This window comes from Pseudomonas sp. TE3899 (assembly GCF_056279105.1).
On the sequence record NZ_JBWBQR010000001.1, the window covers coordinates 2,795,803 to 2,815,898 of the forward strand.

The 20,096-nt window shown below is 60.3% G+C and carries 15 protein-coding genes; 5 read left to right on the forward strand and 10 right to left on the reverse strand.

Annotated elements, in window-relative coordinates; translation table 11 throughout:
* Nucleotides 1-10: 10 nt before the first annotated feature.
* From fadA to ACZ89E_RS12785, 4 genes are all read right to left on the reverse strand, one after another.
* On the reverse strand, nucleotides 11-1,186 hold the full coding sequence (fadA, locus tag ACZ89E_RS12770; RefSeq protein WP_010456360.1) for an acetyl-CoA C-acyltransferase FadA: 1,176 nt from the start codon (nucleotides 1,184-1,186) through the stop codon (nucleotides 11-13).
* A 32-nt stretch (nucleotides 1,187-1,218) separates the two neighbouring features.
* Entirely contained in the window at nucleotides 1,219-1,536 is a 318-nt protein-coding gene (locus ACZ89E_RS12775) for a hypothetical protein (protein ID WP_476255805.1), read from the reverse strand.
* The gene (fadB, locus tag ACZ89E_RS12780; protein WP_476255806.1) at nucleotides 1,496-3,367 is read right to left on the reverse strand and encodes a fatty acid oxidation complex subunit alpha FadB; all 1,872 of its coding nucleotides are present in this window, start codon (nucleotides 3,365-3,367) and stop codon (nucleotides 1,496-1,498) included. Before fadB ends, ACZ89E_RS12775 begins: the two co-directional genes overlap by 41 nt.
* Before the next feature lie 540 nt (nucleotides 3,368-3,907).
* A complete protein-coding gene (locus ACZ89E_RS12785; RefSeq protein ID WP_149660504.1) occupies nucleotides 3,908-4,345 on the reverse strand; it encodes a hypothetical protein in 438 nt (145 codons plus the stop codon).
* Nucleotides 4,346-4,449: 104 nt separating this feature from the next.
* Here ACZ89E_RS12785 and ACZ89E_RS12790 point away from each other — a divergent pair, with 104 nt between their 5' ends.
* Nucleotides 4,450-4,887, forward strand: a complete 438-nt coding sequence (locus ACZ89E_RS12790; protein WP_149660505.1) for a universal stress protein — start codon at nucleotides 4,450-4,452, stop codon at nucleotides 4,885-4,887.
* A gap of 97 nt (nucleotides 4,888-4,984) precedes the next feature.
* On the opposite strand, the gene ACZ89E_RS12795 is transcribed toward ACZ89E_RS12790, so the two are convergent.
* The gene (locus ACZ89E_RS12795; protein ID WP_476255807.1) at nucleotides 4,985-6,901 is read right to left on the reverse strand and encodes an ATP-binding cassette domain-containing protein; all 1,917 of its coding nucleotides are present in this window, start codon (nucleotides 6,899-6,901) and stop codon (nucleotides 4,985-4,987) included.
* A 213-nt stretch (nucleotides 6,902-7,114) separates the two neighbouring features.
* Between ACZ89E_RS12795 and ACZ89E_RS12800 the strand changes: the two genes are divergently transcribed.
* Complete coding sequence (locus ACZ89E_RS12800; protein ID WP_149660507.1) at nucleotides 7,115-9,043, forward strand: transglycosylase SLT domain-containing protein; 1,929 nt, start codon at nucleotides 7,115-7,117, stop codon at nucleotides 9,041-9,043.
* Nucleotides 9,044-9,203: 160 nt separating this feature from the next.
* On the opposite strand, the gene ACZ89E_RS12805 is transcribed toward ACZ89E_RS12800, so the two are convergent.
* Both ACZ89E_RS12805 and ACZ89E_RS12810 read right to left on the reverse strand, forming a co-directional pair.
* Nucleotides 9,204-10,235 (reverse strand): Fic family protein, encoded by a 1,032-nt coding sequence (locus ACZ89E_RS12805; RefSeq protein ID WP_476255808.1) that lies wholly within the window; start codon nucleotides 10,233-10,235, stop codon nucleotides 9,204-9,206.
* A 127-nt stretch (nucleotides 10,236-10,362) separates the two neighbouring features.
* Nucleotides 10,363-12,150 (reverse strand): ABC transporter transmembrane domain-containing protein, encoded by a 1,788-nt coding sequence (locus tag ACZ89E_RS12810; protein ID WP_476255809.1) that lies wholly within the window; start codon nucleotides 12,148-12,150, stop codon nucleotides 10,363-10,365.
* A 255-nt stretch (nucleotides 12,151-12,405) separates the two neighbouring features.
* On the opposite strand from ACZ89E_RS12810, the gene ACZ89E_RS12815 reads away from it, so the two are divergent.
* On the forward strand, nucleotides 12,406-12,585 hold the full coding sequence (locus ACZ89E_RS12815) for a PA1571 family protein (protein WP_149660509.1): 180 nt from the start codon (nucleotides 12,406-12,408) through the stop codon (nucleotides 12,583-12,585).
* Nucleotides 12,586-12,707: 122 nt separating this feature from the next.
* Here ACZ89E_RS12815 and pdxB read toward each other — a convergent pair whose 3' ends face one another.
* Entirely contained in the window at nucleotides 12,708-13,850 is a 1,143-nt protein-coding gene (gene pdxB, locus ACZ89E_RS12820; RefSeq protein WP_476255810.1) for a 4-phosphoerythronate dehydrogenase PdxB, read from the reverse strand.
* A 208-nt stretch (nucleotides 13,851-14,058) separates the two neighbouring features.
* On the opposite strand from pdxB, the gene ACZ89E_RS12825 reads away from it, so the two are divergent.
* Nucleotides 14,059-15,468, forward strand: a complete 1,410-nt coding sequence (locus tag ACZ89E_RS12825; protein WP_463259896.1) for an MATE family efflux transporter — start codon at nucleotides 14,059-14,061, stop codon at nucleotides 15,466-15,468.
* On the opposite strand, the gene tusA is transcribed toward ACZ89E_RS12825, so the two are convergent.
* On the reverse strand, nucleotides 15,465-15,716 hold the full coding sequence (gene tusA / locus ACZ89E_RS12830) for a sulfurtransferase TusA (RefSeq protein ID WP_123403368.1): 252 nt from the start codon (nucleotides 15,714-15,716) through the stop codon (nucleotides 15,465-15,467). The two genes, ACZ89E_RS12825 and tusA, sit on opposite strands and share 4 nt — an antisense overlap.
* Nucleotides 15,717-15,908: 192 nt before the next feature.
* Entirely contained in the window at nucleotides 15,909-16,982 is a 1,074-nt protein-coding gene (gene rlmM, locus ACZ89E_RS12835; RefSeq protein ID WP_133836750.1) for a 23S rRNA (cytidine(2498)-2'-O)-methyltransferase RlmM, read from the reverse strand.
* Nucleotides 16,983-17,192: 210 nt separating this feature from the next.
* Here rlmM and acnA point away from each other — a divergent pair, with 210 nt between their 5' ends.
* Nucleotides 17,193-19,934, forward strand: a complete 2,742-nt coding sequence (acnA, locus tag ACZ89E_RS12840; protein WP_149660512.1) for an aconitate hydratase AcnA — start codon at nucleotides 17,193-17,195, stop codon at nucleotides 19,932-19,934.
* Nucleotides 19,935-20,096 lie beyond the last annotated feature (162 nt).

Genomic DNA, 20,096 nt, shown 5'->3' on the forward strand with positions numbered 1-20,096 from the left:
AACGAGACGCTTAAACGCGTTCGAAGACGGTGGAGATGCCTTGGCCGAGACCAATGCACATGGTGGCTACCCCGAAGGTGCCGCCATTTTGCTTCATCACGTTGAGCAAAGTGCCGGAGATACGTGCACCGGAGCAACCGAATGGGTGACCCAAGGCGATTGCGCCGCCGTGCAGGTTAACCTTCTCGTTCATCTTGTCGAGCACTTTCAGATCTTTCAGCACAGGCAGGGCCTGTGCGGCGAAAGCTTCGTTGAGCTCGAAGAAGTCGATATCGTTGATCCCCAGACCCGCGCGCTTCAGTGCTTTCTGTGTTGCCGGAACTGGACCATAGCCCATGATTGCCGGATCCACACCTGCCACTGCCATCGAACGAATCACGGCCAGAGGCTGGATACCCAGGTCCTGGGCACGCTGCGCCGACATCACGATCATGCACGAAGCACCATCGGTAATCTGCGACGAAGTACCGGCAGTCACGGTGCCGCCCTTTGGATTGAAAGCAGGCTTGAGAGCCGCCAGGCTTTCCAGAGTGGTTTCCGGACGAATGGTTTCGTCGTAGTCGAACAGTTTCAGGAAACCGTTCTCGTCATAGCCCTGCATCGGGATGATTTCGTCTTTGAACTTGCCTTCCAGGGTCGCCTTGTGGGCGAGCTGGTGGGAGCGCACGCCGAAAGCGTCCTGTTGTTCGCGAGTGATGCCGTGCATTTTGCCCAGCATTTCAGCGGTCAGGCCCATCATGCCCGAGGCTTTCGCCGCGTACAGGGACATGTGCGGGTTCGGATCGACACCGTGCATCATGCTCACGTGGCCCATGTGCTCGACGCCGCCGACGACGAACACGTCACCGTTGCCGGTCATGATCGCTTGCGCAGCGGTGTGCAGCGCGCTCATCGACGAACCACACAGACGACTGACGGTCTGGCCGGCGGCAGTGTGCGGGATCTGCGTCATCAGGGACGCCATGCGGGCGATGTTCCAGCCCTGCTCCAGGGTCTGGTTCACGCAGCCCCAGATCACGTCTTCGACTTCGTTCGGGTCAACCTTGACGTTGCGTTCCAGCAATTTGCTGATCAGGTGCGCCGACATGTCTTCGGCGCGGGTGTTGCGGTGCATGCCGCCCTTGGAGCGGCCCATCGGAGTACGACCGAAGTCGACAATCACGACGTCTCTTGGATTCAAGCTCATAAAATTTCACTCTCGCTCAAAAGTTGGGACGCTTAACCGAAGAACCGTTGGCCAGTCTTGGCCATTTCACGCAGCTTCGCGGTCGGGTGGTACAGCGCGCCCAAATCGGCGTACTGGTCAGCCAGGGCAACGAACTCTGCAACACCGAGCGAATCGATGTAGCGCAGCGCACCGCCACGGAATGGAGGGAAACCAATACCGTAGACCAGACCCATGTCGGCTTCGGCGGCGGTTTCGACAATGCCGTCTTCCAGGCAACGCACGGTTTCCAGGCACAGCGGGATCATCATCCAGTTGATGATGTCTTCGTCAGTGACTTCGCGCTGCTCGTAGACGATCGGCTTGAGCACTTCCAATACCGACGGGTCGGCGACTTTCTTCTGCTTGCCCTTCTTGTCGGTTTCGTAAGCGTAGAAACCCTTGCCGTTCTTCTGGCCCAGGCGCTTGGCTTCGTAGAGCACGTCGATGGCCGAGCGGCGATCGTCCTTTCATGCGATCCGGGAAACCTTCAGCCATCACGTCACGACCGTGGTGCCCGGTGTCGATGCCGACCACGTCCATCAGGTATGCCGGGCCCATAGGCCAGCCGAATTTTTCCATGACCTTGTCGATACGGACGAAGTCCACACCGGCGCTGACCAACTTGGCGAAACCGCCGAAGTACGGGAACAGCACGCGGTTGACCAGGAAGCCCGGGCAGTCGTTGACGACAATCGGGTTCTTGCCCATTTTCTTGGCGTAGGCAACGGTGGTGGCAACAGCCAGCTCGCTGGACTTCTCGCCACGGATCACTTCAACCAGCGGCATCATGTGCACCGGGTTGAAGAAGTGCATGCCGACGAAGTTTTCCGGGCGCTTGAGGGCTTTGGCCAGCAAGGTGATGGAAATGGTCGAGGTGTTGGACGCGAGGATGGTGTCCTCTTTGACCTTGTCTTCGACTTCGGCCAATACGGCTTGCTTGACCTTCGGGTTCTCGACGACAGCTTCGACCACCAGATCCACGTGACCGAAGTCACCGTAGGACAGGGTCGGACGAATGCCATTGAGCACTTCAGCCATTTTCGCCGCGGTCATGCGACCTTTATCAACGCGACCGACCAGCAGCTTGGCGGCTTCAGCCAGGCCCTGCTCGATACCGTGCTCGTTGATGTCTTTCATCAGGATCGGCGTGCCTTTGGAGGCCGACTGATAAGCGATACCGCCGCCCATGATGCCGGCGCCCAATACGGCAGCCTGCTTCACGTCTTTGGCGATTTCGTCGTAGGCCTTGGCCTTTTTCTTCAGTTCCTGATCGTTCAGGAACAGACCGATCAAGCTCTGCGCGGCAGAGGTCTTGGCCAGTTTGACGAAACCGTTGGCTTCGACTTCCAGCGCTTTATCGCGACCGAAGTTCGCCGCTTTCTGGATGGTCTTGATCGCTTCAACCGGCGCGGGGTAGTTCGGGCCAGCCTGACCGGCCACGAAACCCTTGGCGGTTTCGAAAGCCATCATTTGTTCAATGGCGTTCAACTTCAGCTTTTCAAGCTTCGGCTGGCGCTTGGCCTTGTAGTCAAACTCGCCAGAGATGGCGCGCTTGATCAGTTCCAGAGCGGCTTCCTGCAGCTTCTCAGGAGCAACTACCGCATCGACGGCGCCGACTTTCAGCGCGTCTTCAGGACGGTTTTCCTTGCCGGAGGCAATCCACTCGATGGCGTTGTCGGCACCGATCAGGCGCGGCAGGCGCACGGTGCCGCCGAAGCCCGGGTAGATGCCCAGTTTGACTTCTGGCAGACCGATCTTGGCCTTGGTGGACATGACGCGGTAGTCCGCCGCCAGGCACATTTCCAGACCGCCGCCCAGGGCGATGCCGTTGATCGCGGCGACAGTCGGGACGTTGAGGTCTTCGAAATCGCTGAAAATCTTGTTGGCTTCGAGGTTGCCAGCGACAAGCTCTGCATCAGGCAGCTTGAAGTTCTCGACAAATTCGGTGATGTCGGCGCCGACGATGAACACGTCCTTGCCACTGCTGACGATCACACCCTTGATCGAAGCATCTGCCTTGATGGTGTCTACGGCCTGACGCAATTCGTTCAGGGTTAGACGGTTGAACTTGTTGACGGACTCACCCTTGAGATCGAACTTCAGTTCGACGATGCCACTTTCAAGAGCCTTAACCGTGATGGCTTTACCTTCGTAAATCATCAACTGATCTCCACGATATGGAAGCTGAACAGTACACGTCGGACGCAGGCGAATGGCTCGGCAGGACGCTTTTCGTCGATGCTAACGCCAATCCACCCGGCACACCCGCCAACGCGATAGTCGGGATTCTGTAGGAGCGTCCTGTAAGACAAACGCTCAATTCATACGCCCGTTTGATTTGGGTACGCCACCTTCACGGAATTTCCGGCAATTGTCAATCGCCCAAAATGCTGGTTGAAACGCGACTTTGCAGTCATTTCCGTAAGACGAAGGCTCACAACACGCAGGTGCATGTGAGGCCATTCATAGAATCAATAGTTAGAAAAGTCGCCCTAATTCACAGCAACCTCTGTTTAAGCAGCTACGCTGGCGAGGGCATGAAGAAAAAATTTGAACGCTTTTGGCGAATGCCCAGCGTAAGATCTGCGCCACAAAGAATTTCCGGCCTGCCTGGCCAACTCCAGCCCGATGATGATGTCGGGCTTTTTATTGCCTGTCTGTCGGGCGTTTCGCGCCATTGCAGCACGAAACTTCCGCAAGTCATGCGAGTGCTTTCAGCACCCCGTCAATTTGCTGCAAAACCGTCGCTTCGCCCTTCTCGCCCCAGTACAACGTGATCATCTGCTTGTCCGCTTCGATCTTGTAGACGTTGTCCGGCAATTTTTCGAAATGAATCAGCAACGCCGGATCCTCACAGACCTCCTGCCACTGATTGACCCACACGCCCGGCGACTTTTGCCAATAGCTCCAGCACTTCGGCTGATTACCCCGGCGCGGTCGATGGTACTGCGCGCACGGGCTCGGCGGCTCCTGGCTCAGCCAGTGCGGCCACTCCTGGGGCGCCAGCTGCATGGCCAGCCCGATACGCCGTGCCTCCATGCGCAAGGCCATGCGGCCGCTCTGGTGGCGGGACGGTCGCAACCATGCCAGCGGACTCAAGACCACCAGCAGGATTGACACCACTATCCAGACCGTCATATCTGTACTCCCGATTCTTGATGAGCGCTTTGGGTCACTTTGGAACCATTGCGCTTGAAACCAGCCATACTTACCAATATTGCAATCCTCAGGAGGAGCACCTCATGCCCTACAACCATATTCTGGTCGCTGTAGATCTAACCGAAGAGTGCGATCCTGTTATCCACCGCGCCCGCGAACTGTCGGTGAGCAATGGCGCGAAGCTGTCCCTGGTGCACATTGTCGAGCCGATGGCCATGGCCTTTGGCGGCGACGTGCCGATGGACCTGTCACAACTGCAACAACAGCAGTTCGACCAGGCCAAGGAGCGACTTGACCGGTTGATCGTGAAATACCCGGAACTCACGAAGGAATACAGCCACCTGACTTACGGCCAGCCGCGCCAGGAAATTCATCACCTGGCCAAGGAACAGACCTGCGACCTGATCGTGGTCGGCAGCCACGGCCGACATGGCCTGGCGCTGCTACTGGGCTCCACCGCTAACGACGTGCTGCACGGTGCGCCGTGTGATGTACTCGCCGTACGCCTGATCAAAAGCTGAAACCCGTTGCCCCTGTTGGAGCTGTCGAAGGCAGCTCCTACAAAAAGCCCGACACTCGAGTAACCGAGGTCGGGCTTTTTTATTGCCGCAGGATCAATCAGGCATCCAGCTCGGCCCAACGCTCGACCATCACCTCGAGTTCAGCCTGCAATTGCTCAAGCTGAGCAATCACTGCCGCGCTCTCGGCAGCCGGACGCAGGTAGAAACCGGCGTCGGCCATCTGCGCTTCAACCGTCGCAATCTGCTGTTCCATGGCTTCGATCTGGCCCGGCAACATTTCCAGCTCACGCTGCAACTTGTAGCTGAGTTTCTTCTTCGCCACCGGCGCTTCCATCGCAGCAACAGGTGCAGCTTCGGCGGTCACGACCGCGGAGGTCAGGTCGGCCTTGCCGGACTTGCTCTCGGTCACGCCCAGCAGGCGCGGCGAGCCGCCCTGACGTAGCCAGTCCTGATAACCACCGACGTATTCGCGAACCTTGCCTTCACCTTCGAAGACCAGGGTGCTGGTGACCACGTTGTCGAGGAATGCCCGGTCGTGGCTGACCATCAGCACGGTGCCGTTGAAGGTCAGCAAGACCTCTTCCAGCAGTTCGAGTGTTTCCACATCGAGGTCGTTGGTCGGTTCGTCGAGGACCAGCAGGTTCGCTGGCTTGCTGAACAATTTGGCCAACAGCAAGCGGGCACGCTCACCACCGGACAGCGCCTTGACCGGCGTGCGGGCACGCTGCGGGCTGAACAGGAAGTCGCCGAGGTAGCTCAGCACGTGACGGCTCTGACCATCGATATCGATGAAGTCGCGACCTTCGGCCACGTTGTCGATCACGGTCTTTTCCAGGTCCAGCTGATGGCGCAACTGGTCGAAGTAGGCCACGTCGATGCGCGTGCCCTCTTCCACGGTGCCGCTGGTGGGCTGCAGACCGTTGAGCATCAGTTTCAGCAAAGTGGTCTTGCCGGTACCGTTGGCGCCCAGCAGACCGATACGGTCGCCGCGCTGCAGGACCATCGAGAAGTCCTTAATCAGGAACGGGCCGCCCGGGTGAGCGAAACTCACGTTCTCGAGGACCATCACCTGCTTGCCGGACTTGTCAGCGGTATCGAGCTGAATGTTGGCCTTGCCGGTGCGCTCACGACGCTCGCTGCGCTCATTGCGCAGGGCTTTCAGGGCGCGGACGCGGCCTTCGTTACGGGTGCGGCGCGCCTTGATGCCCTGGCGGATCCAGACTTCTTCCTGGGCCAGTTTCTTGTCGAACAGCGCGTTGGCGGTGTCTTCAGCGGCCAGCGAGGCTTCTTTGTGCACGAGGAAACTGGCGTAGTCGCCGTTCCAGTCGATCAGGCCGCCGCGATCCAGTTCGAGGATGCGGGTGGCGAGGTTCTGCAGGAAGGAACGGTCGTGCGTGATGAACAGCACGGCGCCCTGGAAATCCTTCAGCGCTTCTTCGAGCCACGCGATCGCACCGATGTCCAGGTGGTTGGTCGGTTCGTCGAGCAGCAGCAGGTCCGGCTCGGAAACCAGGGCCTGGGCCAGCAGGACGCGGCGACGCCAGCCGCCGGACAATTCGGCGAGGGTTTTGTCGGCGGGCAATTGCAGACGGCTCAAGGTGCTGTCGACCAATTGCTGCAAACGCCAGCCGTCGCGGGCTTCGAGGTCGTGCTGGACGTGCATCAGTTTGTCCAGGTCGGCGTCGGTGACGATGTTCTGGCTCAGGTGGTGATACTGCGCAAGCAGCTCGCCGACACCGTCCAGGCCTTCAGCCACCACGTCGAACACGGTCCGCTCGTCGGCTACCGGCAGTTCTTGCGGCAATTCGCCAATCTTGAGGCCAGGTGAACGCCAAACAGAGCCGTCATCGGGCTTCTGGTCGCCCTTGACGAGCTTCATCATGCTGGACTTGCCAGTGCCGTTGCGGCCGATGATGCACACCCGCTCACCACGGGCGATCTGCCAGGACACCTTGTCCAACAACGGCGTAGAGCCGAAAGCAAGGGACACATCGCTGAATTTGAGCAGGGTCATGAGCTTCTCCAAAAACCGGGCGCGCATTCTACCTGACTTGAGGCTTCAGAAGGCCGGCAATTTCACCTGTGTAGCACTCTGCATGACAATTGTTGCGATCTTGCACCGACAGGCCGGCAAAGCTTTCGCCCATTGCTGGCAAAAGGCTAAGCTACAGATTATTCAGTGCCGGCCCTGTCAGCACTTGTCATGATTTTTCTGCCCGGATGTCTCATGCGCAGTCGCCTTTTCAGTCTTTTATCGTGTTTTCTTCTTTCTGCCACTGCCGCTCAATCAGTCCAGGCGGTCGACCTGTCCACCCAACGCCAGTATTACGATGAAGCCAAGCGTGCCTTGGCCAAAGGCGATTCCGAGCCTTATTTTCGCTATAGCCAGGCACTCAGCGATTATCCGCTGGAACCATACCTCGCCTATGACGAACTGACCGCGCGCCTGAAAACCGCGAGCAATGCCGAAATCGAGAAATTCCTCGCCGAACACGGGGACCTGCCCCAGGCCAACTGGATGAAACTACGCTGGTTGCGCTGGCTGGCGGATCGCGGTGACTGGGCGACCTTCGTCAAGTATTACGACCCCAAGCTCAACTTCACCGAACTGGACTGCCTGAATGCGCAGTATCAGATCGGGCATAACCAGAAAGCTGTCGGTTACGCCAATGCCGACAAACTCTGGCTGACCGGCAAATCCCAACCCGCGGCCTGTGATGGCTTGTTCGGGATCTGGGCCGCCGAAGGTCAATTGACCGAACAGAAACGCTGGGAACGCACCAAACTGGCAGCTCAGGCACGCAATTACCCGCTGGCCAACAGCCTGGTAAGCGGCCTGACCACCCTCGCCCCGCGCGGTCGCTTGTTGGTGGATGTGGCGCAGAAACCCGAACTGCTCAATCAGCCGTCGCGATTCAGCCCGGCCGATGAACCGATGTCCGACATTGTCAGCCTCGGCTTGCGCCGCCTGGCCAAGCAGGACCCGGACAAGGCCATGGACCTGCTCGACGGTTACGCCAGTAGCATGCACTTCTCCCGCGATGAAAAAGTCGCCATTGCCCGGGAAATCGGCCTGACCCTCGCCCGGCGTTTCGACCCCCGCGCGCTGGACGTGATGACCAAGTACGACCCGGAACTGCGCGACAACACCGTGTCGGAATGGCGCCTGCGCCTGCTCTTGCGTCTGGCCCGTTGGGACGACGCCTATCAGTTGACCCGTCGTTTGCCGCAGGACCTGGCCATCACCAACCGCTGGCGCTACTGGCAGGCCCGCAGCCTGGAACTGGCGCAACCGCAGAACCCGGAAGCGCAGACGCTTTACAAAGGCCTCGCCCGCGAACGTGATTTCTACGGCTTCCTCGCCGCCGACCGTTCGCAATTGCCCTACTCGCTGATGAACAAGCCGTTGGTGCTCAGCCAGGCGATCATCAACAAGGTGCGCAACACCCCCGGCATACGTCGCGCCCTGGAATTCCACGCCCGTGGGCAGATCGTCGACGGTCGTCGCGAGTGGTACCACGTCAGCCGTCATTTCAACCGTGACGAGATGGTCGCCCAGGCCAAGCTGGCCTATGACCTGAAATGGTACTTCCCGGCGATCCGCACCATCAGCCAGGCGCAGTACTGGGACGACCTGGACATCCGCTTCCCGATGGCCCACCGCGAAACCCTGGTGCGTGAAGCCAAGGTCCGTGGCCTGCATTCGAGCTGGGTGTTCGCCATCACTCGCCAGGAAAGTGCCTTCATGGACGACGCCCGTTCCGGCGTCGGCGCCAGCGGCCTGATGCAGCTGATGCCCGGCACCGCCAAGGAAACCGCGCGCAAGTTCAGCATCCCCCTGGCTTCGCCGCAGCAAGTGCTCGACCCGGACAAGAACATCCAGCTCGGCGCCGCCTACCTGAGTCAGGTCCACAGCCAGTTCAACGGCAACCGCGTCCTCGCCTCCGCCGCCTACAACGCCGGCCCCGGCCGCGTGCGCCAGTGGCTGCGTGGCGCTGATCACCTGAGCTTCGACGTGTGGGTGGAAAGCATCCCGTTCGACGAAACCCGCCAGTACGTGCAAAACGTGCTGTCGTACTCGGTGATCTACGGCCAGAAGCTGAACTCGCCGCAACCGCTGGTGGATTGGCATGAGCGGTATTTTGATGATCAGTGACCGGTAATGCCGGTCACGCAGGAGCTGCCGAAGGCTGCGATCTTTTGATCTGCTCCTAAAAAAATGCCCGCATCGATTGATGCGGGCTTTTTTATAGCGCGTTAGAAGCGAAGATCAAAAGATCGCAGCCTCGTTTCACTCGACAGCTCCTACACCGCGCCTACGCCGATCCTGCTCGTACGAACGTCTTGCCGGTTTTGGTCAGGCGGTACCGTTGAGCTGGACTCTTAGGTGAGTCGGGATCAGTCATTTCGATCAAACCGGCGGCTAATGCGGGCTTGAGGTAGTTAGCTCGAAAGGTCGCCTTGTGAGCCAGTCCGACCTCTGCCATCAACTCATTGACCTTGAGTGAGCTGCCGTCATGGAGCACCCGAAGCAATTTTGCTACATGGTCGGTTACTTGGTCGGTTACTTGGTCGGTCATCGGTTCGCTCCGCGCTGCTTCGGCGAGCGCGAGACTCAATGCCTGGAGCATGAATTCAACAAAAGGCGTCGACTCGGCCATCTGGTCGGCCGCCGACAGCGCAGCGTAATAGGCATCCTGCTGCTCACGAATCACCGCTTCAACCGGCAAATACGCCAACACGGGTCGCCACTGACTGAGGATCAAAGTCTGCCAGAGCCGCCCCATCCGTCCATTGCCATCGGCAAAGGGATGGATAAATTCGAATTCGTAATGAAACACACAGCTGATGATCAGCGGATGCCAGTCAGAGCCACCCAACCAAGCGAGCAAGTCATCCATCAAGTGCCCGACGCGACTCGGTGGCGGGGCCATATGAACCAGTTGGTCGCCCCGGTAAATGCCGACACCCGCTTGGCGAAACTGGCCGCTATCATCTATCAGCCCGTGCATCAACAGCTTATGGGCACGAAGCAAATCGGACCGATTGCCCGGCCGCCAGCCCGGCATGGCTTCGTAGGTCGCAAAGGCATTGCGTACTTCCTGGATTTCCCGTGGCAAACCCAGTACTCGTTGCCCGGCTAAAACAGCCGTTACCTGCTCAATGCTGAGGGTATTGTTCTCGATCGCCAGGGACGCCTGAATCGTGCGAATACGATTACCCCGGCGCAGTTGAGGTGTCTGCCGACTATCCCCGACAGCCGAAAGCTGACCGATCTGCTCACTGATCTCGGCGATCAGCGCCAGTATTCTTGTAGTCAGGGTCAGCGGTGGTTGGTAGCGACTCATATCCTCATCCAGGCATCTCGATCAAGGCGACATGATGCCCGAACAAACGGGTCCCGGCAGCTTCCATTCAAGATCAAAAGATCGCAGCCTCGTTTCACTCGACAGCTCCTACGCGCCTACACAGCGCCTACGCGTGAAGATCGAATTCGGCCTTGCCGTCGTTGAACTGCAACGCCGCCAGCCGCGCATACAACGCGTTACTCGCCACCAGTTCCTGGTGCGTGCCCACTGCCACCAGTTTCCCTTGGTCCATCACCGCAATCCGATCCGCGTTTTTCACCGTGGCCAGGCGGTGGGCGATGACCAGGGTGGTGCGGTTTTTCATCAAGCTAGGCAGGGCTTGTTGGATCAGGTGTTCGCTTTGGGCGTCGAGGGCACTGGTGGCCTCGTCCAGCAGCAGGATCGGCGCGTCCACCAGCAACGCCCGGGCGATGGCCAGGCGTTGGCGCTGGCCGCCGGACAGACCGAGGCCGCCGTCGCCGAGGTGGGTCTGGTAGCCGTTGGGCATTTGTTCGATAAAGTCGTGGGCGTAGGCGATTTTGGCGGCTTCCTGGACCTGGGCCAAGGTCGCGGTGGGATTGCCGTAGCGGATGTTTTCTTCGATGCTGCCGAAGAACAGCGCCGGGGTTTGCGAGACCAGGGCGAAGCAGCGGCGCAAGTCCAGCGGATCGAGCTGAGTCAGCGGCACACCGTCGAGCAGGATGCGCCCGTCGGCAGGATCATAAAACCGCAGCAGCAAGTCATACACGGTGGACTTGCCCGCGCCGGATGGCCCGACCAGCGCCAGGGTTTCCCCCGCGTTGATCGTCAGACTCAAGCCATCGACAGCAAAGCTTTCGGGACGCGACGGGTAGGAAAAGCGCACACCCTGCAATTCCAGATTGCCCTTGACCCGCTCGGGCAAGGTCACCAACCCCGTGGTCGGCGGCTGGATGATGTTTTCCGAGCGCAACAATTCGGCTATCCGCTCCGCCGCACCGGCCGCGCGCTGCAACTCGCCGATCACTTCGCTCAAGGTGCCGAAAGCGCTACCGACGATCAGGCTGTAGAAGACAAATGCCGCCAGTTCACCCGCAGAAATCCGCCCGGCAATTACGTCCATGCCGCCTACCCACAACATCACCCCGACCGCCCCGAGCACCAGCACGATCACCAGGGTTATCAGCCAGGCCCGCTGGAAGATGCGCTTGCGCGCGGTGTTGAACGCCTCTTCCACGGTCACCGCGAAACGTCGCTCGTCCTGGACTTGATGGTTATAGGCCTGCACGGTTTTGATCTGGCCGAGAGTTTCGGCGACGTAGCTGCCGATGTCGGCAATCCGGTCCTGGCTCAGGCGTGACAGGCTGCGTACCCGGCGACCGAAGATCAGGATCGGTGCGACCACCAAGGGCAAGGCAATCACCACAATGCTGGTGAGCTTGGGATTGGTGATAAACAGCAGCACGATCCCGCCGATCACCATCAGCAGATTGCGCAAAAACAGCGACAGCGACGAGCCAATCACCGATTGCAACAGCGTGGTGTCGGCCGTCAGGCGCGACTGGATCTCGGAGCTGCGATTGTCTTCATAGAACCCCGGATGCAGGTAAACCAGATGATTGAACACCTGCCGGCGAATATCCGCGACAACCCGCTCGCCGATCCACGACACCAGATAAAAACGCGCGAAAGTGCCGACGGCCAGACCGAGCACCAGCAACATGAACAAGCCAATCGTCTGGTTAAGCAGGTGTGCCGACTGCGTCATGAAGCCCTGATCCACCAACAGGCGAATACCCTGCCCCATGGACAAGGTAATGCCTGCCGTGACGATCAACGCGAGCAAGGCACCCAGCGCCGGCCAGCGATACGGCGCAAGAAAATGACGGGTCAGGCGCAGGGCACGGCGGTGACGGGAAGAGAGCATCGGGTTCATCCAGGTTCGCAGCCCAAGCGATGGATAGGGCCAGCCTACACACTCAATGGGGTGGAACTCTGTAAATCACAATGAGTCAGGTTAATTATGCTCGCCAAGACTAGCGGCTAGACGCTATTGGTCTAATGTCCGGGTGGCAAGGTTCAAGCATTTCTGATGGACTGGTATTGCCGTCCGGAAGATCGCAGGGAGTTGTCACAGCCCGGTCACATGGCGGATTCAGAGTAAGCACACAACCTGATGAGGAGACAGGCCATGTCCTTGCAAAACAGCAGCGAAGACAAGATTCAAGTGATCCGCACACAGCCCGACCAGTCTCTGGGTTGCTCGATTATCGATAAGGATGGGCGCGAAGTTCCGATCACTGAAGACATGATCCAGGACGCGTGCCGTGAACTGGAACAGCGATTGGTCAAGCCTGCCGAACAAAAGTGATATAGCCACCGTCTTCTTGACCCGGCCCAGGTTGGCCGGGTTTTTTATGGGTGTTCGTCAGGAGATTGCGGCGCGGCTCGCTGTAGGAGCGAGGCTTGCCCGCGAAAGGGCCAACGCGGTCCCTAGATTGATGTGGCGCCCAACGCCGCCACGATCTGGCGCAACACCGGCGAATCCCCTTCAATCCGCACCTGCAACCCATCAATCTCCCGGCGCGCCGGATAATGCTTGCGCAACGCATCGAACGCCGCGCGCTGCTCGTTCACATTACCGACAAGGCTGCGGCGAAAATCGGCATCGTCGCGGCGCGGGTCGTACACGCCGCGGCACACCATTGCCAGCGCCCAGGCCGGGTCACTGTCCGCGTGCAAGGTCACGTGGGACAACCACGGCGCCGGCAGCAAATCGCTGAGGCTGACCTGGGCCGGTTGACCGAGGAAATCGCAATACGCCTGATAGATCTGCGCCGTGCCGCGCTGTTTGCCGTCGAGGCTGTAACCGGCGATGTGCGGGGTCGCCAGCACGCAGAGGTCAGCCAGCGCCACGTCGACCTCGGGTTCGCCCTCCCAAACGTCCAGCACCGCTTGCAGGTCTTCACGTTGCAGCAACACCTGACGCAGGGCGGCGTTATCCACCACCGGCCCACGGCTGGCGTTGATCAGCCAGGTGCCGGGTTTGAGTCGGTTCAACCGGGGTTTGTCGAACAGATGCCAGGTCGATTGCGCGCCATGCTTCTTCAACGGGGTGTGCAGGCTGATGACGTCGCACTGCTCGATGATCTGTTCGAGGCTGACAAATTCGCCGCCCTCCGCCGCTTGCCGTGGCGGATCGCAGACCAGCACGTTCCAGCCCAGACCTTGCAAGACCTTGACCAACCGCCCGCCCACTTCACCGGCACCGACGACACCGTAGGTGCGCTGATTCAGGTCGGCGCCTTCGATTTCGGCGAGGGTCAGCAGGCTGCCGAGCACATAGTCGACCACGCCCCGGGCATTGCAGCCGGGGGCGCTGGACCAGGTGATGCCGGCCTGCTGGAAGTAATCCAGGTCCAGGTGATCGGTGCCGATGGTGCACGTGCCGACAAACTTCACGTTGCTGCCTTCGAGCAAGGCGCGGTTGACGTTGGTCACCGAACGCACCAGCAGCACATCGGCCTGTTCAACCGTCGCACGGTCAATGGAACGCCCCGGCACCCGGCGAATTTCGCCGAAACCTTCGAAGAAGGCATCAAGCAGCGGGATATTTTCATCGGCAACAATCAGCATGGCGAGGCTCCTTTGGCGGATCGGCAGTTTAGGCGCAGAAGGTGGGATCGGCCAGCGAGTATTCAGGATCGCCGCATGCCTGTGTGGCGAGGGATGGCGAAACGTCGACACGGATTACAAATCCCTAACACAGCTCTTTTCCTGACTGGCGCGTCAGCAGGTAGAATGCGCCGCCCTCGCGCATCAAATACCCCTGGACGCTTCGCCCTTGAATTCCGTGACTGATCGCCCCGCTGCAACCGCCCTCACCCGCCCTGCCCGGATTCGTCTGGAGCTGAAAACCCTGTTCGCCCTGGCGCTGCCGATCATGATCGCGCAACTGGCGACCACCGCCATGGGCTTCGTCGATGCGGTGATGGCTGGTCGGGTCGGGCCGCGAGACCTGGCGGCCGTGGCGCTGGGCAACTCGATCTGGGTGCCGGTGTTTCTGTTGATGACCGGCACGCTGCTGGCGACCACACCGAAAGTCGCCCAGCGCTTCGGCGCCGGCACCCACAGCGAAATCGGCCCGATTGTGCGCCAGGCTCTGTGGCTGGCGCTGGTGGTGGGTTTGATGGCGACTGTCATGCTCATCGCTGCCGAACCGATCCTGCACCTGATGAAAGTCGATCCGGAACTGATCGGCCCGTGCATGCAATACCTGCACGGCATTGCCGCCGGTTTGCCTGCGGTCGCGTTCTATCACGTGTTGCGCTGCTTCAGCGACGGCATGGGCCGCACGCGCCCGGCGATGATCCTCGGTCTGTGTGCCCTGGCGCTGAACATCCCGCTCAATTACGTGTTCATTTATGGTCACTTCGGGGTGCCCGCCATGGGCGGCGCCGGGTGTGGCTGGGCGACGGGGATTGTCATGTGGTTCATGGCCCTCGGCATGGTGGCCTATACCCACTGGGCCCCCGCCTACCAGAAAAGTGAACTGTTCAGCCGCTTCGACTGGCCACAGTGGTCGGTGATCAAACGCCTGCTGGGCATCGGCCTGCCGATCGGTATCGCGGTGTTCGCCGAATCGAGCATCTTCGCGGTGATCGCCCTGCTGATCGGCAGCCTTGGCGCGACCGTCGTCGCCGGGCACCAGATCGCGCTGAACGTCAGCTCCCTGGTGTTCATGATTCCTTACTCACTGGGCATGGCCGTCACCGTGCGCGTCGGCCAGGCACTCGGTCGCAATGAACCACGGGAGGCACGCTTCGCCGCCGGTGTCGGCATGGGCAGCGCGTTGGCCTATGCCTGCCTGTCGGCGAGCATGATGTTTTTGCTGCGCGAACACATTGCAACCATCTACACGACAGACCCGACGGTGATTCATGTCGCGGCGATGTTGATTGTGTATTCGGCGCTGTTTCAGTTTTCCGATGCGATCCAGGTCACGGCAGCGGGTGCGTTGCGCGGCTATCAGGACACGCGGGTGACGATGATCCTGACCTTGTTCGCCTATTGGGGGATTGGTTTGCCGGTGGGCTACGCCCTGGGCCTGACTGACTGGCTCGGCGCGCCGAGTGGCCCGAGCGGGCTGTGGCAGGGTTTGATCGTGGGCTTGAGTTGCGCGGCGCTGATGCTGTCGATCCGCCTGGCGCGCAGTGCGCGCAAGCGGATCCGCATCAGCAAGTCGATGGGTTAAGCGAGTTTCTTGCGGATCCAGTAGAGGTAGGTGCCTGCCTCTTCGTGTTGGCCGACCAGTTCATGGTCGAGGAACACGCAAAACTTGGGGATATCGCGACGGGTCGACGGGTCGGTGGCGATCACCTTCAGCAAGCCACCGGGCGCCAGGTCACGGATGTGCTGGTGCAGCATCATCACCGGCTCCGGGCAGTTGAGGCCGGTGGCGTCGAGGGTGCCGTCTACCGGCGTATCAATCATTTCACTCATGATTCACTCCTGAAACTGGCCGGCATTGTCGCGCATTGCCGGGTGTTCGGTCATCTACGGCTGATCGCCTGATCGTTCCCACGCTCCGCGTGGGAATGCCGCCGGGGACGCTCCGCGTTCCGCTTTCGGATGTGACGCAGAGCGTCACGGGATGCATTCCCACGCAGAGCGTAGGAACGATCGGCGTACGAATCAGCGGGACTTGGGTTTCTTTACATCAATCCGGCGCAAATGGCAGGTCACTTCTTCACGGTCGTGGTACAGCTGCTTACAGCCGATCTCAACCTTGATCCCGCGCTCCTTGAACCCCTCGGCGATGCGCTCGAGCAAACGCTTCACTTCCGCGTAACGCTGTTTCATCGGCAGCTTGAGGTTGACCACCGCTTCGCGGCAATGCCCTTCGCCGATCCACTCTTCGAGCATCGCGGCGTTGCGCGCCGGTTTCTCAACGATGTCGCACACCATCCAGTCCACCGGTTGGCGCGGCTTGAAGGTGAAACCGTCGGCCATCAAGTGCTGCACCAGGCCGGTGTCCATCAGGCTTTCGGCCATCGGGCCGTTGTCGATGGCGGTCACCAGCATGCCACGGTTGACCAGCTGCCAGGTCCAGCCGCCCGGCGCGGCGCCGAGGTCGACGCCGGTCATGTCGCTGTGCAGGCGCTCGTCCCACTGGTCGCGAGGGATGAAATGGTGCCAGGCCTCTTCCAGCTTCAGGGTCGAACGGCTTGGCGCGTCACGCGGGAACTTGAGGCGCGGAATGCCCATCGGCCACATCGCCGAGTTGTTCGACTCGGCCAGGCCGACAAACACTTCGCGGCCACTCTTGAAGGTCAGCAACAGACGCGGCTTGCTGGCGTCTTCCACCAGTTTGCCGGCGGCCATCAGCGCCTTGCGCAGGTGGCCTTCGAACTTCTTGCAGAAGTTCGACAGTTCCTTGCCATCGTTGGTGTCGACCATTTCCAGCCACAGGCTGCCACATACCGGGAAGTCGACGATGTGCGCGAGGATCACGCTGATGCGGTCGGTTTCCGGCAGGTCAATGAACATCCCGCGCGCCCATTGGCGCGGGAAGATCAGCTCGGCGAAACGCTGGCCACGCATCAGGCGCGCGGCACCGTCTTCTTCGGTGCAGATGAATTCGGCGCAGGCGCTGGCGGTCTTGGCCTTGGCATAACCGGCCACGTTCAGCCGTGCGGCGTGTTCGGAAATCTCGGAACAGACTTCGCCTTCGAAGCCCGGCCGGCAGTGCATAAAGAGGGTGTTCATTGAATCTCCTGGGCAATCGGCAATGATCGATGCGCAAACTTGCCCTGTAGCAAAGCCTGTCACGAAAACCGGCGCATGATAGCTGAGTTCGGAACCTTGGACTTGTCGATAGAGTCCAGTTATTAGCCAGCTACTTAAAACAGGGCTAGGTTAAAGGCTCTGTTTGTCCCGTCAGTCCGTAGCCGTGCGGACCCAAAGGAGTCATTTCAAATGCCGTCCCTCGATAGCCTGAAAACCCTTAAAACCCTGCAAGTCGACGACAAGACCTACCACTATTTCAGTCTGCCCGACGCTGCCAAGAGCCTCGGTGATCTCGACAAGCTGCCAATGTCGTTGAAAGTGCTGCTGGAAAACCTGCTGCGCTGGGAGGACGAAAAAACCGTCACCGGCGCCGACCTCAAGGCAATTGCCGCGTGGCTCAAGGAGCGCCGCTCCGACCGCGAAATCCAATACCGCCCGGCCCGGGTATTAATGCAGGACTTCACCGGCGTGCCCGCCGTGGTCGATCTGGCCGCCATGCGCGCCGCCATGGCCAAGGCTGGCGGCGATCCACAGCGGATCAACCCGCTGTCCCCGGTGGATCTGGTGATCGACCACTCCGTAATGGTCGACAAATTCGCCAGTTCCAGCGCCTTCGAACAGAACGTCGACATCGAAATGCAGCGCAACGGCGAGCGTTACGCCTTCCTGCGCTGGGGCCAGAGTGCCTTCGACAACTTCAGCGTGGTGCCGCCGGGCACCGGGATCTGTCACCAGGTCAACCTGGAATACCTCGGGCGCACGGTCTGGACCAAGGACGAGGACGGCCGCACTTACGCGTTCCCCGACACCCTGGTCGGCACCGACTCCCACACCACCATGATCAACGGCCTCGGCGTGCTCGGCTGGGGCGTGGGCGGGATCGAAGCGGAAGCAGCGATGCTCGGCCAACCGGTGTCGATGCTGATCCCGGAAGTGATTGGCTTCAAACTCACCGGCAAGCTCAAGGAAGGCATCACCGCCACCGACCTGGTGCTGACGGTTACGCAGATGCTGCGCAAGAAAGGCGTGGTCGGCAAATTCGTCGAGTTCTACGGTGACGGCCTCGCCGATCTGCCGTTGGCCGACCGCGCGACCATCGCCAACATGGCCCCGGAATACGGCGCCACCTGCGGCTTCTTCCCGGTGGACGACGTGACACTGGACTACCTGCGCCTGTCCGGCCGCCCACCCGAAGTGGTCAAACTGGTTGAGGCCTACACCAAGGCCCAGGGCCTGTGGCGCCTGCCGGGCAAGGAACCGATCTTTACCGACAGCCTGGAACTGGACATGGCCAGCGTCGAAGCCAGCCTCGCCGGGCCCAAACGCCCGCAGGATCGCGTCTCGCTGCCGAACGTCGCCCAGGCCTTCAGCGATTTCCTCGGCCTGCAGATCAAACCCACCAGCAAAGAAGAAGGTCGCCTGGAAAGTGAAGGCGGCGGTGGCGTCGCGGTGGGCAACGCCGACCTGATCGGCGAGGCGGACTACGAGTCTGAAGGCCACACCTATCGCCTGAAGAACGGTGCGGTGGTGATCGCCGCGATCACCTCCTGCACCAACACCTCCAACCCGAGTGTGATGATGGCGGCCGGACTGGTGGCGAAGAAAGCCATCGAGAAAGGCCTGAAACGCAAACCGTGGGTCAAGAGCTCCCTGGCGCCGGGCTCGAAAGTGGTCACCGACTATTACAAAGCGGCAGGCCTGACCCAATACCTCGATGAACTGGGTTTTGCCCTGGTTGGCTACGGCTGCACCACTTGTATCGGCAACTCCGGGCCGTTGCCGGAGCCGATCGAGAAAGCGATTCAGAAAGCCGATCTGGCCGTGGCCTCGGTGCTGTCCGGTAACCGCAACTTTGAAGGCCGGGTGCATCCGCTGGTGAAAACCAACTGGCTGGCCTCCCCGCCCCTGGTTGTCGCTTATGCGCTGGCCGGCACGGTGCGCATCGATATCAGCAGCGAACCCCTGGGCAATGACCAGAACGGCAACCCGGTGTATCTGCGCGACATCTGGCCGAGCACCAAAGAGATTGCCGACGCGGTGAATCAGGTCAACACCGCGATGTTCCACAAGGAATACGCCGAGGTGTTTGCCGGAGACGAACAGTGGCAGGCGATTGAAGTGCCGCAGGCGGCGACTTATGTGTGGCAGGAGGATTCGACCTACATCCAGCATCCGCCGTTCTTTGATGACATCGGCGGGCCGTTGCCGGTGATCCAGGACGTGAAGAAAGCCAACGTGCTGGCGCTGCTCGGCGATTCGGTGACCACCGACCACATCTCCCCCGCCGGCAACATCAAGGCCGACAGCCCGGCCGGGCATTACCTGCGCGAGAAAGGCGTGGAACCAAGGGACTTCAACTCTTATGGCTCGCGTCGCGGCAACCATGAAGTGATGATGCGCGGCACCTTCGCCAACATCCGCATCCGTAACGAAATGCTTGGCGGCGAAGAAGGTGGCAACACCATTTACATTCCGACGGGCGAGCGCCTGCCGATCTACGACGCCGCCATGCGTTATCAAGCGTCGGGCACGCCGTTGGTGGTGATCGCCGGGCAAGAATACGGTACCGGGTCGAGCCGCGACTGGGCCGCCAAGGGCACCAATCTGCTGGGGGTGAAGGCGGTGATCGCCGAGAGCTTCGAACGGATTCACCGTTCCAACCTGGTGGGCATGGGCGTGTTGCCGTTGCAGTTCAAGCTGGATCAGAACCGCAAGAGCCTGAACCTGACCGGCAAGGAGACTGTGGATATTCTGGGTCTGACCGGCGTTGAAGTAACACCGCGCATGAACCTGACGCTGGTCATCACCCGTGAAGACGGCAGCAGCGAGAAGATCGAGGTGTTGTGCCGGATCGATACGCTCAATGAAGTGGAGTACTTCAAGGCCGGGGGGATTTTGCATTACGTGTTGCGGCAGTTGATTGCCTCATAGGCATCGTTGCTGACAGAGACACCGCCTTCGGGCGGTGTTTTTGTTTGTGCGGTTTACATCCTTATAATCGCGCCCTTCAAAGCACCTGCAACCCTGTGCCGAGGGGGCTTGCCCCCGTTCGGCTGCGCAGCAGTCGTAATTCGGACGAGGGTGTATTGAGGA

Bases quoted from the DNA above. Each gene is read 5' to 3' on its own strand.
- fadA (WP_010456360.1), bottom strand. From the start codon at position 1,186: ATGAGCTTGAATCCAAGAGACGTCGTGATTGTCGACTTCGGTCGTACT.
- fadB (WP_476255806.1), bottom strand. From the start codon at position 3,367: ATGATTTACGAAGGTAAAGCCATCACGGTTAAGGCTCTTGAAAGTGGC.
- ACZ89E_RS12785 (WP_149660504.1), bottom strand. From the start codon at position 4,345: ATGACGGTCTGGATAGTGGTGTCAATCCTGCTGGTGGTCTTGAGTCCG.
- ACZ89E_RS12790 (WP_149660505.1), top strand. From the start codon at position 4,450: ATGCCCTACAACCATATTCTGGTCGCTGTAGATCTAACCGAAGAGTGC.
- ACZ89E_RS12795 (WP_476255807.1), bottom strand. From the start codon at position 6,901: ATGACCCTGCTCAAATTCAGCGATGTGTCCCTTGCTTTCGGCTCTACG.
- ACZ89E_RS12800 (WP_149660507.1), top strand. From the start codon at position 7,115: ATGCGCAGTCGCCTTTTCAGTCTTTTATCGTGTTTTCTTCTTTCTGCC.
- ACZ89E_RS12805 (WP_476255808.1), bottom strand. From the start codon at position 10,235: ATGAGTCGCTACCAACCACCGCTGACCCTGACTACAAGAATACTGGCG.
- ACZ89E_RS12810 (WP_476255809.1), bottom strand. From the start codon at position 12,150: ATGAACCCGATGCTCTCTTCCCGTCACCGCCGTGCCCTGCGCCTGACC.
- ACZ89E_RS12815 (WP_149660509.1), top strand. From the start codon at position 12,406: ATGTCCTTGCAAAACAGCAGCGAAGACAAGATTCAAGTGATCCGCACA.
- pdxB (WP_476255810.1), bottom strand. From the start codon at position 13,850: ATGCTGATTGTTGCCGATGAAAATATCCCGCTGCTTGATGCCTTCTTC.
- tusA (WP_123403368.1), bottom strand. From the start codon at position 15,716: ATGAGTGAAATGATTGATACGCCGGTAGACGGCACCCTCGACGCCACC.
- rlmM (WP_133836750.1), bottom strand. From the start codon at position 16,982: ATGAACACCCTCTTTATGCACTGCCGGCCGGGCTTCGAAGGCGAAGTC.
- acnA (WP_149660512.1), top strand. From the start codon at position 17,193: ATGCCGTCCCTCGATAGCCTGAAAACCCTTAAAACCCTGCAAGTCGAC.